Raw genomic sequence first — 13,575 nt, forward strand, 5'->3', positions numbered from 1 at the left:
GTACGGCGTGATCAGCCGCGGAGTGCCGCCCGGCGGCCGTAACGCCGCTGGAAGCGCTCGACGCGGCCGGCGCTGTCCACGACCCGCGCCGTGCCGGTGTAGACGGGATGGCCGGCCGACGAGATCTCCACGTCGATCAGCGGATAGGTGTGTCCGTCCCGCCACTCGATCGCCTTCGACGTGGTCGCGGTCGAGCGGATCAGGAACAGGGCGTCGGCGGCGCGGTCGCGGAAGACGACGGGCCGGGACTCGGGGTGGATGCCGGGCCTCATGGGTGGTGCCTCCTGGTGGCCGCCGCCGGGTGGGCGGCGGCGTGGGGTCAGCGTTCCTCGCGGAAGGGGACGTGCTTGCCGGCGACCGGATCGAACTTGCGCAGGACGAGCCGGTCGGGGTGGCTCCGACGGTTCTTGCGGGTCACGTAGGTGACGCCGGTCCCGGCCGTCGACCTGAGCCTGACGACGGGACGCAGAGTGCTGCGGGCCATGGGGTTCTCCCTTCATCCGGACCCCGGATTGACCGGGCCATGTCACACATGTCTGCAACACCGCACCCTGCCGTGTCATTCCCGGTAGGTTCCGGCCCCGCGAGGTCCACCGGCCACAACCGGAAGGGGCCCCCACCTATTCCCGGCGTCTCCGGGCGGGCGCGGGGACGCCGCTCGCGCTCTTCCCTCGGCGCGAGCCGTGGTGGAGACTCCGCTCAGCCGGAGGCCGCACCGCCCCTTCGGCCACCCTGCTCTCCCCCACCCCACCTTCGAGGGCTGCCCTTATGCCGATCGCACCTGCCGGCCTCCGCCTGGCCTGTACAGCCGCGGGACTCCTGCTCGTCGCCGCCACCGCCACGACGGCGGGCGCCGCCCAGCCCTTACCCGCCCGCACCGCGCACACCGCCGAGGCGTCGGACCCGGGCGCCTGGTCGGCGCCCTTGTCGACCCGGGGCCGCTACATCGTCGACAGCCGGGGCGACCGCTTCCGGCTGAGGGCGGCCAACTGGGACGGCGCACAAGGGTCCTGGACCGGCAGCGGCAGCGTCGCCGATCCCGCCAACCACCACGCGGGCCAGGACTCCCACGGCATACCCCTGGGTCTCGACCGGGTCGCTTTGCCGCAACTGATGGCCGACTTCCACGAGTTGGGCATCAACACCGTCCGCCTGCCGTTCTCCAACGAGATGATCCACAGCACCACGCCCGTCCCCGACGCCGCCGTGGCCGCCAACCCCCGGCTCCGCGGCAGGACACCGCTGCAGGTCTTCGACGCGGTGGTCGAAGCGCTCGACGGGAGCGGGTTCGCCGTGATCCTCAACAACCACACCAACACCTCGCGCTGGTGCTGCGGCGTCGACGGCAACGAGCGGTGGAACAGCGGACAGTCCACCCAGGCGTGGGCCGACGACTGGGTGTACATGGCCCGGCGCTACGCCGGCGTGCCCCGCGTCGTCGGCGCCGATCTCTACAACGAGGTCCGGCGCGACGTGCTCGACGACCCGAACTGGGGCATGGGCGACGCCCACGACTGGTACGCCGCGGCCCAGGCGGCCGGCGACCGCATCCTCACGGAGGCCGACCCCAGGCTGCTCATCGTCGTCGAAGGCATCAACTGGACCGGCGTCCCCGTGGACGGACTCCCCCACGGCAGGCCCGTCCTCACACCCGCCCGCACTCTGTCCCACACCCTCGTCGACGCCCACAAGCTGGTCTACTCGGCCCATTTCTACGGCTACACCGGCCCCCACCACAGCGGCGCCACCGGCATCGGCGAGACCCACGACGCCCGCTACCAGGACCTGACCCGCGACCAGTTGTCCGCGGCCCTGGCGGACGAGGCGTTCTTCGTCGAGGAGAGCGGCCGGCACTACACCGCGCCCGTCTGGATCAGCGAGTTCGGCATCGGCTCCGGTGAGACGAACCAGGCCGCCCGCACCTGGTTCACCGCCATCACCGACTACTTCGCCGACCACGACACCGACTACGCCTACTGGCCGCTGGTGGGACACGCGGGACACGACGACTGGGCGCTGCTGCGCTACGACGGCGCCGGGCACCGATCCGGCGTCCTCGACGCGGACGACTGGCGCGGTGCGGCCTGGCGGCACCTCGGTCAGGCGGCGGGCCGGACCGGCCCCGTGGCCCCCGTCCCCGTGTGGCGGATGCTCGCCGTCGACCACGGTGACGCGGTGGAGTCCGTGCGCGTCCGCGCCACGGGCGACTGGGACCCCGGGGCGTACAAGGCCGCCTGTCCGGACGGACTGCGGCTCATCGGTCTCAGCCACACCCGTGGCCGCGGCCTGTGCACCGACAGCGGCACGGACGGCCTGCGCTCCTCCACGGGCGGCCAGACCGTCGTCACCGACGAACGCCACGTCCCCGCCGGCGGCGACTGGGCGTCCGGGTACACCAAGCTCCAGTGCCCCGCGGGCGCCTTCCTCGCCGGCTACAGCGTGCGCGGCGAGCGGGTGTCGGCGGCGCTGTGCGTGTCCGGCCGCGACCCCCTGGCGGGGGCGGGGCGCACGGTGTGGTTCGACCGGTCGGACAACCGGCCCGCCGACGCCGCGGGCGGCGACTTCGCCCAGGGCGACTACAAGGGGCAGTGCGCGGCCGACGAGTACGCCGCCGGCATCGCCTTCACCACGAGGTTCGGCAGCAGGCCGGGCCCCGACGCACTGCTGTGCCGCCGGCTGTCCTGACGACGCGGCGCTGTCCGGGCCGGGGCCGTGCCGTCGCCGTCACGCCGGCCGGTCCTGCCCCGGCAGCCGGTCGCCGGCTCCGCGTACGAGCAGGAGCAGGGCGTCGACCAGGTCGTCGGCGGGGCTGCCCGTGGCCAGCCGCCGCAGCTGCAGGCCCATCACCAGGGCGACCGTGGTGGCCGCCAGCCGTTCCGCGTCCGGGACGCCGAGCGCGGTGAGGATCCGGGTGGCGAGGCGGTCGTAGGCATGGAACGCCTCGGCCGCCGCCTCCCGGAGCCGCTCGTCGCGCCCCGAGTGGATGTACAGCTCGAAGGGGGCGAGATGGGCGCTGTCGAACACCGTGCCACAGGCGACCTGGCCGGCCAGCGAGGCGGCGTCCTCGATGGCGATGCCCTCCGTCTGGCACTGGTCGGCCAACTCGGTGAAGTGCCGGGCCTCCTCGCGCACGAAGTGCAGCAGGCTCTCCCGCAACAGATCGTGCTGGGTCTCGAAGTGGTAGGTGACCGAACCCAGCGACACTCCGGCTTCCTTGGCGATGCGCCGGTTGGTGACGGCCGCGACTCCGTCCTCCCCGATGATCCGCAGGACGGCTTGGATGATGCGCTGGCGCGTCGGGGCGGCGAGGGCGGCGTTCTGCATGCCGCTCATTGTTCCATCAGCGCCCGGGCGTCCGGACGGACCGGTGGACAGCTCCGCCCGCCCTACCTATTGTTCGTTCGAACGAACAGACATGGAGGATGGCCGTGCACATTGCTGGGGCAACAGTTCTGCTCACCGGGGTCACCGGGGGCATCGGAAGCGCACTCGCCGCCGGACTGTCGGACCGCGGCGCGCGTCTGATACTCACCGGGCGCCGCAGGGAGGCCCTCGAACCCCTCGCCGAGCGGTACGGCGCGCGCACGGTCCTGGCCGACCTGGCCGACCCCGACGACGTGCGGCGCCTCGCCGAGGAGGCGGCCGGCACGGACATACTCGTCGCCAACGCGGCCCTCCCGTCCAGCGGCGACGTGCTGGACTACACCCCGGAGCAGATCGACCGGGCGTTCGCGGTGAACCTGCGGGCCCCCGCGGTGCTCGCCCGGCTGCTGGCGCCCGGGATGGTCGCCGCCGGGCGCGGGCACGTCTGCTTCGTCGGATCGCTGTCGGGCATGGCCGCCACCAAGTCGTCGACCATGTACAACGCCTCGAAGTTCGGACTCCGCGGCTTCTCGCTGGCCTTCCGCCAGGACCTGCACGGCACGGGGGTCGGCGTCTCGATCGTCCAGCCCGGATTCGTACGCGACCTCGGGATGTTCGCGAAGACGGGCTCACCGACGCCGGGCGGCGTCCGCACCGTGTCGCCGGACCGGGTGGTCAGGGGCGTGGCGCGGGCGATCGAACGGGACGTCGCCGAACTCAACGTGGCGCCGCTGGAGTTGCGGTTCCTCACGAAGGTCGCGTCGCAGTTCCCCGGATTCGCGGAGCGTGTGCAGCGGCTCGCCGGCGCGGACCGGACCGTGGACACGATCGTGGCCGCCCAGCGGGCGAGCCGCTGACGGCCGGTCGGGCCGGGTCACACCGCGATGAGCGGCTTGCTGTAGACCGTGGAGCTGCGCCGGACCGTCATGCCGATGCCCTCGTAGAGCGCGAGCGCCCCGGTGTCGGTGTGGGTCCACAGCGTGCAGGACCGCTTCCCCCGGTCGTGGAAGGTGCGGAACGCCTCGTGCAGCAGCGCGCGGGCGATCCCCCGGCCGCGTTGGTCCCGTCGTACCGCGACCCGCTCGACGTATCCCTCGTCGCTGCCGGGATCGTCCTCGCAGAGCACGACGCCGACCAGCTCGCCGCCCGCGAAGGCCAGCGGTGAGGCGGCCGGGGCGAACGCCGCGCGTTCGACGGTGAGCCGGGCCCACTCGGGATAGCTCTTGCGCCGCTGCTGCCATTCGTCGAACGCGTCCTCCGTGACCCGGTACGCCGCCTGTTCGTCACCGGGCCGGAAGGGCCGCATCGTGACACCCGGCGGTGGCCCCGGCACCGCCGGACCGGCGGGCAGGCCGATCTCCAGCAGCCACTCGGTGACGAGCGGGACGTAGCCACCGGCCCGGAGCAGCGCGCTCGCCCCGGGGTCGCTGTCCGGGACCGACTGGGACAGGCGGTCGTTCCCCAGGCACCGGGCGCGTACCTCCGCCCAGTCGAGCAGCGCGCCGCCGAGACCCCGCGCCCGGTGCCCGGGGTGGACGTCGACCCGGGCCCGGCGCCCCTTCACCCAGCCCCAGCCGGCCGGTTCGCCGCTCGTGTCGCGCACGAGCACCGCCTCGGCGGCCGGATCCGTGTCCGGCACGCCGAGGTCGGCGGCGATGCGGTCGAAGTCGGTCACCGCGCGGCCGTGCAGGTCACGCTCGCAGGCGGTGACCAGACGGTGGACGGTGCCCGCGTCGGCCGTGCCCGCCGGCCGGGCCCGGTAACCGTGTGGCAGCCGCTCCTGGAGATCAGACATGAGGTGAACCCTCCGCCATCGGGGCCGCCCTGTCGACCGTGCCGAGGTGCGTCAGCGACCGGCGGCGGCCGTCACCGCGGCGAGGTCCTCACCGGTGAGCCGGGCGATGCGGTGGGGGCTGACACCGGCGGCCAGGGCCCGTGCGAGCAGTTCGTCGCGGCCGTCCGTGCAGTCCCGGTAGGCGAGCAGGTCGTTCTCCACGGCGGCGACCGTCTCCGGGGCCCTGTGGTGGCGCAGCCGGCTCAGTTCCTCGTCGCTCAGCGGAACCGGCAGCCGCTCCGCGCCGCCGGGGATGTCGTCCGTGTCCTCGGGGGCCACCACCCGCAGGCACGGGGAGGTGGCCGGCACACCCTGGGCGTGCAGCCAGGCCCGCACCGAGGCCGTCTCCATGCACGACAATTCGCCCAGGGCGGGCACCGGCACGCCCAGGGGCGAGTCCGGGTCCTCCACGAGGAACAGGTAGGCGTCATCGGTCATCAGCGACTCCTCGTCACATGTCGTCGGCGCGTCGCCGCGGCACAACTCGTCGGTCCGTCGCCGTCCCGCCTACCCCGTCCGTGCCGGGGTACGGCCCACCGGCGCCACCGCGCTCGGCGCACCGGCGCGTCGCGCGGTCAGCGGACCACCGGCACCGCTCCGGGAGCGGCCGTAAGGGTGGCGTGTCCGCCGTGGCGGCAGTGCACGATCCGGTCGCCCAGGCCGACCCTGTCGGCCTCGCTCAGGAAGGCGGACAGCGGCGACCGCATCACCGTGTAGTCGTGGTAGTGCACGGGCAGGATGCTGCGGGGCGCGAGGCGCCGGGCGAGTTCCGCGCCCTGCGCGCCGTCCATGGTCACCACGAAGCCGCCGGGCAGCCGGGTTCCGCCCAGGTGCAGGACGGCCAGGTCGGCGGTGGGGAAGCGCTCGGTGATCTCGTCGAGGCCGTCGTACACGAGCGTGTCGCCCGAGAGGTACAGCCGCAGCCGGGGCGGGCCCGCGACGGGGCCGAACTCCAGCATGCTGCCCATCACCGGCGGCAGCAGGGCCCTCAGCACCGGGTGGCCGGCGTGCCGGCCGGGCAGTGCCGTGACCCGGACCTGTGCCCCGCCCCGGGTGAGGGTGAGCCCCTGCCAGGTCCGCAGTCCCGCGGTGCGCCCGAAACCCTGGATCACCTTCAGCCGGCGTGCGGCATGGGGTGTGGTCAGCACCGGGACGTCGTGGTCCAGGTGCCGGCGGGCCTGCCGGTCCCAGTGGTCACCGTGCAGGTGGGAGAGCACGATCCCGTCGAGGCCGGGCAGTTCGCGCGGTCCGGTGGCGGGTTCGGTCAGACGCCGGCTCACGAGGCCGTGCCCGAGATAGGCGTACTGGCCGCGGTGCAGGAAGTTCGGGTCGGTCAGCAGGGTCAGCGGGCCGTAGCGCAGCAGGACGGTCGCGTTGCCGATGAAGTGGATGTCGACCGCGTCACCGGCGGGGTCGGCGTGGTTCCCGGACATGGTCGGCCGCCCTTCGCCCGAGGCCGGGCACCGGCGCCGCCGCAGGAGCCGGTGCGCTCTTCGCCGGACGGGGTACCCCTCGGCGGGTGGTGCCACGCGAACCGTGGCACCGCGTCGCGGCAGGCGGCACCGACAGGACGGAGGGCCGGTTCGTGTTCGAGGGGTTCGAGGCCGGGCGGGTACGGACGGACGGCGCGTCGATCTTCGTCCGCCACGGCGGCGAAGGGCCGCCGGTGGTGCTGCTGCACGGACATCCGCGGACGTCGGCGACCTGGCACCGGGTCGCCCCGCTCCTCGTCCGCCGCGGCTTCACCGTCGTCTGTCCCGATCTGCGCGGCTACGGCAGGTCCCGGGGCCCGGCGCCGACGCCCGACCACGCGGGGTACGCCAAACGCGCCGTCGCCGGCGATGTCGTCGCCGTGCTGCGCGCGCTCGGCCACGAGCGGTTCGCACTCGCCGGCCACGACCGCGGGGGCCCGGTGGCGCTCCGGCTTGCGCTGGACCATCCCGGCGTGGTCTCGCGTGTGGCCCTGATCGACTGCCTCCCGCTGAGCGAGCACCTCTCCCGGATCACGGCGGAGTTCGCCACACGGTGGTGGCACTGGTTCTTCTTCGCCCAGCCGGACGTCCCCGAGCGCGTGATCAACGCCGATCCGGACAGCTGGTACCGCGGCGACCCGGAGACCATGGGGCGGGAGAACCACGCCGAGTGGCGGCGGGCCACCCGCGACCCCCGGGTCGTCCGGGCCATGCTGGAGGACTACCGGGCCGGCCTGACGATCGACCGGCGGCACGAGGAGGCGGACCGGGCCGCCGGGGCGCGGATCCGGTGCCCGGCCCTGGTCCTGTGGTCCGACCGGGACGACCTGGAGGAGCTGTACGGCGACCCGGTCGCCATCTGGCGGCGCTGGGCCGTCGACGTCCGCGGCCACGGCATCGACTCCGGGCACCACGTGGCCGAACAGGCCCCGGGGGAACTCGCGGCCGCCCTGGGCGACTTCTTCGCGGCGGCCGGTTGAGGGCGTCCGGGCCGGTCGGCATTTGGCCGAGGATGCTGCGGCGGCGGGCCCGGGGAACTGGTAATTCCTCTTGAGGACGGCCGACTTCGACGGAGCAGAGAGGCAGGGCGACCAGCGTGAGCGTGACCATGGCGCAGAGCACGCCGACGAGTCTGCGGTTACCGGGGATCGTGCTGGGGGTGGGACTCGGGGGCTTCGTGGACGGCATCCTCCTGCATCAGCTCCTCCAGTGGCACCACATGCTCACCAGCACCAACCACGACCGCATCGGCGTGCGGTACTACGATCCGCACACCGTCTCCGGTCTGCGGATGAACACCGTGTGGGACGGGGTCTTCCACACCGTGTGCTGGATCGCCGTGCTCACCGGTCTGGCGATCCTGTACTCGCGGGTGACGGCCGGACGACGCCAGGTGTGGACCTCGCGGGCCCTGTGGGGCTGGATCCTGGTCGGCTGGGGCCTCTTCAACCTGGTCGAAGGCGTCCTCGACCACCAGATCCTGGGCATCCACCACGTCCGCGGCGGACCCCACCAGAGGTGGTGGGACATCGGCTTCCTCGTCCTCGGGGCACTGCTCGTCGCGGGCGGCCGGCTCCTCGCCCGCGGCGGCCGGCCCGTCGAACCGCCGGCCACCGGCGCCGGACGGACCGCCTGATGCATCCGGGCACCCCGCACATGCACCACTCCGCGGGCGGCGCCCTCCCGGAGCTGCTGCCCGCCCTGGTCCTGCTGCTCTGGGCCGGCGGCTACCTGTACCTGGGCCGGCTGGCCCGGCTGCGCAACCCGGTGCGGGGCTGGAGCCGCCGGCGTACCGCCTGCTTCCTGTCGGGGCTGCTCATGCTGGCCGTCGCACTGCTGCCGCCCGTGGCGCCGTGGGCGCACGCCGACTTCCGCGGGCACATGGCGCAGCATCTGCTCATCGGGATGTACGCCCCGCTCGCCCTGGTGCTGGGCGCACCGGTCACCCTGCTGCTGCGGGTGCTGCCGGCGCCCCGAGCGCGCCGGCTGACCGGCGTCCTGCACGGCCGACCGGCCCGGTTCCTCGCCCACCCGGCCGTCGGCCTGGTGCTGTCGACGGGCAGTCTCGCCGTCCTGTACTTCACGCCGCTCTACAACGCCGCCATGGACCGGCCGGCCGGCCACTGGCTGCTGCACGCGCATTTCCTGCTGTCGGGCTGCCTGTTCGCCCATGCCGTCGCCGGGCCCGACCCCGCTCCGGGCCGTCCGGGTGTCCGGACCCGGCTCGTCCTCCTCGGCTGCGCCATCGCCGTGCACTCGGTCGTCGCGCAGCTGATGTACGGCGGCTTCTGGGTCGACGTCCACGCCCCGGTCCCCGAGGTCCGGGGCGGTGCGGAGATCATGTACTACGGCGGTGACATCGCCGAACTCCTCCTCGCGGCGGCCCTGGTGACCACCTGGCGCCCCGCACCCCGCGCTCACCCGGCGCGGGCCTGAGGCCGCGTGCCGGTCAGCCGTCCACGGTGGCCTCCCCGCGTTCCCGGTCGGATCCGGGCCACACGTACGGCAGATCGTCCGGTACGCCGGGGAACGCGTCGGCGTAGGCGTCGTGGTCCTTGCGGACGAGCGCGGACTGGTGGCTGCGGTGGAAGCCCTCGTCGCCGAGCCAGGGCGGCAGCTCGCCCGCGGCCGCCAGGTCGTGCTGCCCGCGCACGGGCGAGCCCGGGCGGCAGTGGGCGAACCCGGCGACCAGCGAGGCGGCACAGCTGTCCTGGTGGCCCTGCTCCCGCCACACCCGGCAGACCTCCAGGCCGTACCGGACCAGCGCCTCCTCGTAGCCGCTCCACATGCGCACGGCCGGGTGCCTGCGCCAGCCGTATCCCGGCACGGTCAGTCCGCGCAGCACCTGGAGGGCCTCCACCCGCTGCTTGCCCAGGCGGCGGCGGTCCAGGAGCAGTGCGGAGCGCCGGAAGTCGGGATCGGGCAGGAACGTCTGCATGGTCGCCGTCCTCCGCGGGTGTCGTTCACCGCCTGCGCAGGGCGGAGGGCTTGTGCACGGCGGTGTTGCCGGACTTGTCGCTGCGCACCTCGTACTGCGGCTCCTCGGGGGAGGCGTCGACCTCGCGTCCGGCGGCCTCGGTGCGCTTGGTGATCTTGCGTTCGACCTTCCCCTCGGCGGTCGAACCGTGGCTGTTCCAGGCCACCTTGTCGCCCTTGCGGAACGTGTCGTCCGACTTGCGCTGTGACTTCTTCGCCATGGTGTGTTCCTTCCTTGCCCGATGTCTCCCCGGCCCCGGACGGGCCTTGGGGGTCAGGTGGCGCGTCCCGTGGCGGCGCGGTCGGCCTCGCCCCCGGCGCCGAGCAGCCCGGTGGGCAGGAGCGGTCCCCCGGCTTCCAGCCGGGCCAGTTCACGGCGGGACAGGCGCAGGACCAGTGGGGGCAGCACCGCCCGTACCGGTTGCACGAGGCGCAGCCACGGCGGCGCGTACACGGCGGTGCGCCGGCGTTCCAGCCCGCGTACGAGACGGCCGACGACGGTCTCGGTGCTGTACACGCGCCGGGCGGGGCGCGGCATGTGGGCGCGGAGTTCACGCAGCGCGGCCTGCCGGTCGCCGTCGCGCACCATGTCGGTGTCGGTCCAGTTGACGTAGGCGATGCCCACGCCGACGCCCCGGTGGGCGACCTCGGCCCGCAGCGCGTGGGCGAAGGCCTCCACGCCGGCCTTGGAGGCGCAGTAGGCGCTCATCAGGGGGGCGGCGCCGAGGGAGGCGAGGGAGGCGACCTGCAGGTAGTGGCCCGCGGTGGCGTAGAGGTCGGGCAGGAACGCCCGCGCCGTCTGCGCGCTGCCGGTGAGGTTGACGTCGATCACCCGCCGCCAGTCGGCGGGGTCGGTGGTGTCGAAGGGGCCCGCCTCCGCGATGCCCGCGTTGGCGATCACCGCCGACGGCGGGCCCAGCCGGCCGCGCACCTCGCGCGCGGCCGCCTGCAGCGCGGGCAGGTCGGTCACGTCGGCGCCGAGTGCCAGGGCGGGTGCGGGAAGACTCGCGGCGAGCTCCTCCAGCAGGTCCTTCTCATGGCCGAGCAGGGCCGTTCTGGCTCCCCGCGCGGCCAGTTCGCGGGCGAGCGCGGCACCGATGCCGCGCGCGGCACCGGTCACCACGACCGTCCGGTTCTTCAGGGGGCTGGTTCGCACGGGAGGGCCTTTCTGTCCTGCGGGCCGGTCACCGGGCTGCTCCGCGGAGGCGGGCGTCCGGCACGGTTCACCACTCGGTGGCCCCGGGCACCGCCGAGTGGTCCGGATGGCCGGCGGTGCGGCGGGCTTCCTTCATCTCCGCCTCGTACAGGTGGTCCCGGCCCTCGGCGAGTTCGTCGACGGCGCTGCGTTCGAGGTCGCGGAACGGCCGGTAGTAGGTGTCGTCGTAGGCCTCGACGACCTGGAACGTCCAGTGGCCGGGGATGACGTTGCGGCCGAGGATCTCCGACTGGACCTTGTCGGCCCACTCGGGATGGCCGGCCTCCCGCAGCAGTCGTACCGCCCGGTCCAGTTCCAGGTCGGCTCCGCCGGTCAGCTGGTGGAAGCTGTAGAGATGGCCGCGGGCCCGCTCGGTGGTCTCCAGTGCCTTGGACAGGGATCCGAGGGCCTCGACGGTCTTGTCGCTGACTCCGTCGGGTCGCCGGTGCCGGCGGTCGGGTCCGTCCTGGTGCTCGCTCATGACGCTCCCTTGGTGCGGTGGCCGGGGTGCCGGCCCGTGGGACTCGGTGCGTACCGTCTGTGTGCACCTCTTCTCGCTGTGTCGGACGTCCGGATGCGTTCGCCGGAACGGCCGCTCAGACCGGGTGCCCGGCCCGGTCGCGGCGGGTCAGCAGACGCTGGGCGCGGACCAGTCCGGGTGCCCGGTGCGCGCGCAGTGCGGCGCGGGCGGCGTTGGCGCCCGGGGCACCGTGCACACCGCCCCCCGGGTGTGCGCCGGCGGAGGCCAGGAAGAGTCCCGCCACCGGGGTCTCCGGGCGGCCGGTGCCGGGTACCGGCCGGAAGACGAGCTGCTGGTGCAGGGCGGTCGTACCGCCGTTGATGGCGCCGCCGAGGAGGTTGGCGTCCAGTTCCTGGAGGGTGGGCGGGGCGAGCACGCGGCGGGCGCGGATGCGGGAGCGGAAGCCGGGGGCGAACCGCTCGACCTGCCGCTCGACGCGGTCCGCCATGCGGTCCCGGTCCGCGGGCCCCCAGTCGCCGGTGATGCCCTCGTCACCGGCGTCCGACCGGATGTCGTGCGGGACGTGCGTGTAGGCCCAGGCGGACTCGGTGCCCCGGGGGGAACGGACGGGGTCGGACAGGGTCATCTGGCCGAACAGGGCGAAGGGGCGGTCGGGTACCTGGTGCATGGCGATCTGCGCGGCGAAGCGGGTCAGCTCGTCCATGCCGTCGGCCAGGTGGACGGTCCCGGCCCGGCGGGCCTGCTCGGCCTGCCAGGGCACCGGCCCGTCCAGCGCCCAGTCGACCTTGTAGGTGGCGAAGTCCCACTGGAAGCGCCGCAGGTCCTCCATGAGCTGCGCCGGCACGTGCTCGGGGCCGACGAGTTCGCGGTAGAGGACCGGTACGGCCACGTCGGCGAGCACGGCCCTGCGGGCGGGCACCGTCTCCCCGCCGGCGGTCCGCACGCCCACGGCCCGTCCGTCGCGTACGGCGACGGCGGCCACGCGCTCCCCGCAGCGCACCTCTCCCCCGTGCGCGGCCAGACGTCGCACCAGCGCCTCGGTGAGGGCGCCGGAGCCGCCGACGGGGACGGGGAAGCCGTACGTCTGTCCGAGCATCGACATCAGCCAGCCGAAGCCGCCGCTGCCCGCCGACTCGGGGGTGAGGTCCGCGTGCAGCGCGTTGCCGGCCAGCAGCAGGCGGCCACCCTCGCCGCGGAACTCCTCCTCGCCCAGCCGGCGCACCGGGAGGACCAGGGAGCGTGCGGTGCGCAGGCCGCCCGCGGCCCGCAGTCTCAGCGCCAGCCGGGTGGTCGCCCGGACAGGCGGGAACGGGGTGAACAGGGCACCCAGCAGGTCGGAGCGGATGGTGTCCCACAGGTCCCACAGGCGCCGCCAGGCCGCTCCGTCGCCGGGCGCGAACGCCTCGAGGGAGTCTGCGGTGGTGTCGAGGTGCCGGTCCAGGACGGCGCACCGGCCGTCGCTCAGGGGATGCGCCAGCACGTGCGGCGCGTGGCTCCAGCGCAGCCCGTGGTCCTGCAGACGGAGCGCGGACAGGATCGGGGAGGCGGCCGCCAGCGGATAGAACGAGCTGAACAGGTCGTTGACGAAGTCCGGGTCGACGCCCCGGTCGTGGCGGACCGCGCCGCCCGGCTCCGGCTGCTCCTCCAGGACCTGGACGCTCCATCCGGCGTCGGCCAGCAGGTTCGCGGCGACGAGTCCGTTGGGGCCCGCCCCGATCACCACGGCGTCAGGCATGGCGGGCCCCTCCGCCGCGCGGCAGTCGCCGGGCGGCCCGCCCCCGGTCGCGTTCCCCGTCCTCGCACGCCTTGGCGAGGCGGGCGAGCATGGCGCGGTGGCGCAGCTGTATCAGCGCCTCGAAGCCGACGTTGTGCAGCGCCCCGCCGGCCCCCTGGAGGGGGTGTTCGTCGACGATGACCAGGCAGTGCTCGCCCCACTCGCGCAGCTCGATCGCGATGCGGGCCGTGCCGAGGATGCCGGCGTGGGCCTCCAGCTCCAGCAGGGAGCCCTCCTCGCAGCGCCGTACGACGGTCTCGTTGCCCAGGCGGAACGGGCCGAGCCGTACCTGGTAGCCGATCGACGCCTCCCGCTCCGGCCACCGGCCGAGTCCGGGGGACGCGGACGACGTGCCCACCACCCATTCCGCGTATCTGCTGCCGTCGGCGAGGACGTCCCACACCGCTGCGGGGCTGGCTTTGATCAGGCGATGACGTACGGCCACGAACGCCTCCGGTCTCACGGGCTCGGGTCGGAACC

17 protein-coding genes are annotated in these 13,575 nt (G+C 74.1%); 5 read left to right on the forward strand and 12 right to left on the reverse strand.

The window, feature by feature from the left end:
* Positions 1-11: 11 nt before the first annotated feature.
* Together N8I86_RS03045 and rpmG are read right to left on the reverse strand one after the other, a co-directional pair.
* Positions 12-272: a type B 50S ribosomal protein L31 gene (locus N8I86_RS03045; RefSeq protein ID WP_263277017.1), complete on the reverse strand. Its 261-nt coding sequence runs from the start codon at positions 270-272 to the stop codon at positions 12-14.
* A 47-nt stretch (positions 273-319) separates the two neighbouring features.
* Positions 320-484: a 50S ribosomal protein L33 gene (rpmG, locus tag N8I86_RS03050; RefSeq protein ID WP_073895674.1), complete on the reverse strand. Its 165-nt coding sequence runs from the start codon at positions 482-484 to the stop codon at positions 320-322.
* A gap of 284 nt (positions 485-768) precedes the next feature.
* Between rpmG and N8I86_RS03055 the strand changes: the two genes are divergently transcribed.
* The gene (locus N8I86_RS03055) at positions 769-2,685 is read left to right on the forward strand and encodes a glycoside hydrolase family 5 protein (protein ID WP_263277018.1); all 1,917 of its coding nucleotides are present in this window, start codon (positions 769-771) and stop codon (positions 2,683-2,685) included.
* A gap of 39 nt (positions 2,686-2,724) precedes the next feature.
* Here N8I86_RS03055 and N8I86_RS03060 read toward each other — a convergent pair whose 3' ends face one another.
* Positions 2,725-3,324: a TetR/AcrR family transcriptional regulator gene (locus N8I86_RS03060; protein WP_073895670.1), complete on the reverse strand. Its 600-nt coding sequence runs from the start codon at positions 3,322-3,324 to the stop codon at positions 2,725-2,727.
* Between the two features lie 104 nt (positions 3,325-3,428).
* On the opposite strand from N8I86_RS03060, the gene N8I86_RS03065 reads away from it, so the two are divergent.
* Positions 3,429-4,220 carry an SDR family NAD(P)-dependent oxidoreductase gene (locus tag N8I86_RS03065; RefSeq protein ID WP_073896702.1) on the forward strand — a complete coding sequence of 264 codons (792 nt, stop codon included), beginning with the start codon at positions 3,429-3,431 and terminating at the stop codon, positions 4,218-4,220.
* A 17-nt stretch (positions 4,221-4,237) separates the two neighbouring features.
* On the opposite strand, the gene N8I86_RS03070 is transcribed toward N8I86_RS03065, so the two are convergent.
* The 3 genes from N8I86_RS03070 to N8I86_RS03080 form a co-directional block, all read right to left on the reverse strand.
* On the reverse strand, positions 4,238-5,158 hold the full coding sequence (locus N8I86_RS03070) for a GNAT family N-acetyltransferase (RefSeq protein WP_263277019.1): 921 nt from the start codon (positions 5,156-5,158) through the stop codon (positions 4,238-4,240).
* A 51-nt stretch (positions 5,159-5,209) separates the two neighbouring features.
* The gene (locus tag N8I86_RS03075) at positions 5,210-5,635 is read right to left on the reverse strand and encodes a DUF6003 family protein (RefSeq protein ID WP_073895666.1); all 426 of its coding nucleotides are present in this window, start codon (positions 5,633-5,635) and stop codon (positions 5,210-5,212) included.
* 137 nt (positions 5,636-5,772) lie between these two features.
* Complete coding sequence (locus N8I86_RS03080; RefSeq protein WP_263277020.1) at positions 5,773-6,630, reverse strand: MBL fold metallo-hydrolase; 858 nt, start codon at positions 6,628-6,630, stop codon at positions 5,773-5,775.
* 152 nt (positions 6,631-6,782) lie between these two features.
* Between N8I86_RS03080 and N8I86_RS03085 the strand changes: the two genes are divergently transcribed.
* The 3 genes from N8I86_RS03085 to N8I86_RS03095 all read left to right on the forward strand — a co-directional run bounded on the left by N8I86_RS03085 (position 6,783) and on the right by N8I86_RS03095 (position 9,105).
* A complete protein-coding gene (locus N8I86_RS03085) occupies positions 6,783-7,649 on the forward strand; it encodes an alpha/beta fold hydrolase (protein WP_263280056.1) in 867 nt (288 codons plus the stop codon).
* A 128-nt stretch (positions 7,650-7,777) separates the two neighbouring features.
* Positions 7,778-8,305, forward strand: a complete 528-nt coding sequence (locus N8I86_RS03090) for a DUF2243 domain-containing protein (RefSeq protein WP_073895662.1) — start codon at positions 7,778-7,780, stop codon at positions 8,303-8,305.
* Complete coding sequence (locus N8I86_RS03095) at positions 8,305-9,105, forward strand: cytochrome c oxidase assembly protein (RefSeq protein WP_263277021.1); 801 nt, start codon at positions 8,305-8,307, stop codon at positions 9,103-9,105. The genes N8I86_RS03090 and N8I86_RS03095 overlap by 1 nt, the downstream gene beginning before the upstream one ends.
* Positions 9,106-9,118: 13 nt before the next feature.
* Here N8I86_RS03095 and N8I86_RS03100 read toward each other — a convergent pair whose 3' ends face one another.
* The 6 genes from N8I86_RS03100 to N8I86_RS03125 all read right to left on the reverse strand — a co-directional run bounded on the left by N8I86_RS03100 (position 9,119) and on the right by N8I86_RS03125 (position 13,540).
* Positions 9,119-9,607, reverse strand: a complete 489-nt coding sequence (locus tag N8I86_RS03100) for an MSMEG_6728 family protein (protein WP_123439101.1) — start codon at positions 9,605-9,607, stop codon at positions 9,119-9,121.
* A gap of 25 nt (positions 9,608-9,632) precedes the next feature.
* A complete protein-coding gene (locus N8I86_RS03105; RefSeq protein ID WP_073895656.1) occupies positions 9,633-9,866 on the reverse strand; it encodes a hypervirulence associated TUDOR domain-containing protein in 234 nt (77 codons plus the stop codon).
* Positions 9,867-9,919: 53 nt separating this feature from the next.
* Entirely contained in the window at positions 9,920-10,801 is an 882-nt protein-coding gene (locus N8I86_RS03110) for an SDR family oxidoreductase (protein ID WP_263277022.1), read from the reverse strand.
* Between the two features lie 67 nt (positions 10,802-10,868).
* A complete protein-coding gene (locus N8I86_RS03115) occupies positions 10,869-11,321 on the reverse strand; it encodes a hypothetical protein (protein WP_073895652.1) in 453 nt (150 codons plus the stop codon).
* A 115-nt stretch (positions 11,322-11,436) separates the two neighbouring features.
* On the reverse strand, positions 11,437-13,056 hold the full coding sequence (locus tag N8I86_RS03120) for a phytoene desaturase family protein (protein WP_263277023.1): 1,620 nt from the start codon (positions 13,054-13,056) through the stop codon (positions 11,437-11,439).
* Positions 13,049-13,540, reverse strand: a complete 492-nt coding sequence (locus N8I86_RS03125; protein ID WP_263277024.1) for an SRPBCC family protein — start codon at positions 13,538-13,540, stop codon at positions 13,049-13,051. The genes N8I86_RS03120 and N8I86_RS03125 overlap by 8 nt, the downstream gene beginning before the upstream one ends.
* Between the last annotated feature and the right edge of the window lie 35 nt (positions 13,541-13,575).

The sequence above is a fragment of the Streptomyces albidicamelliae genome (genome assembly GCF_025642175.1).
Taxonomy (GTDB): Bacteria; Actinomycetota; Actinomycetes; order Streptomycetales; family Streptomycetaceae; genus Streptomyces; species Streptomyces albidocamelliae.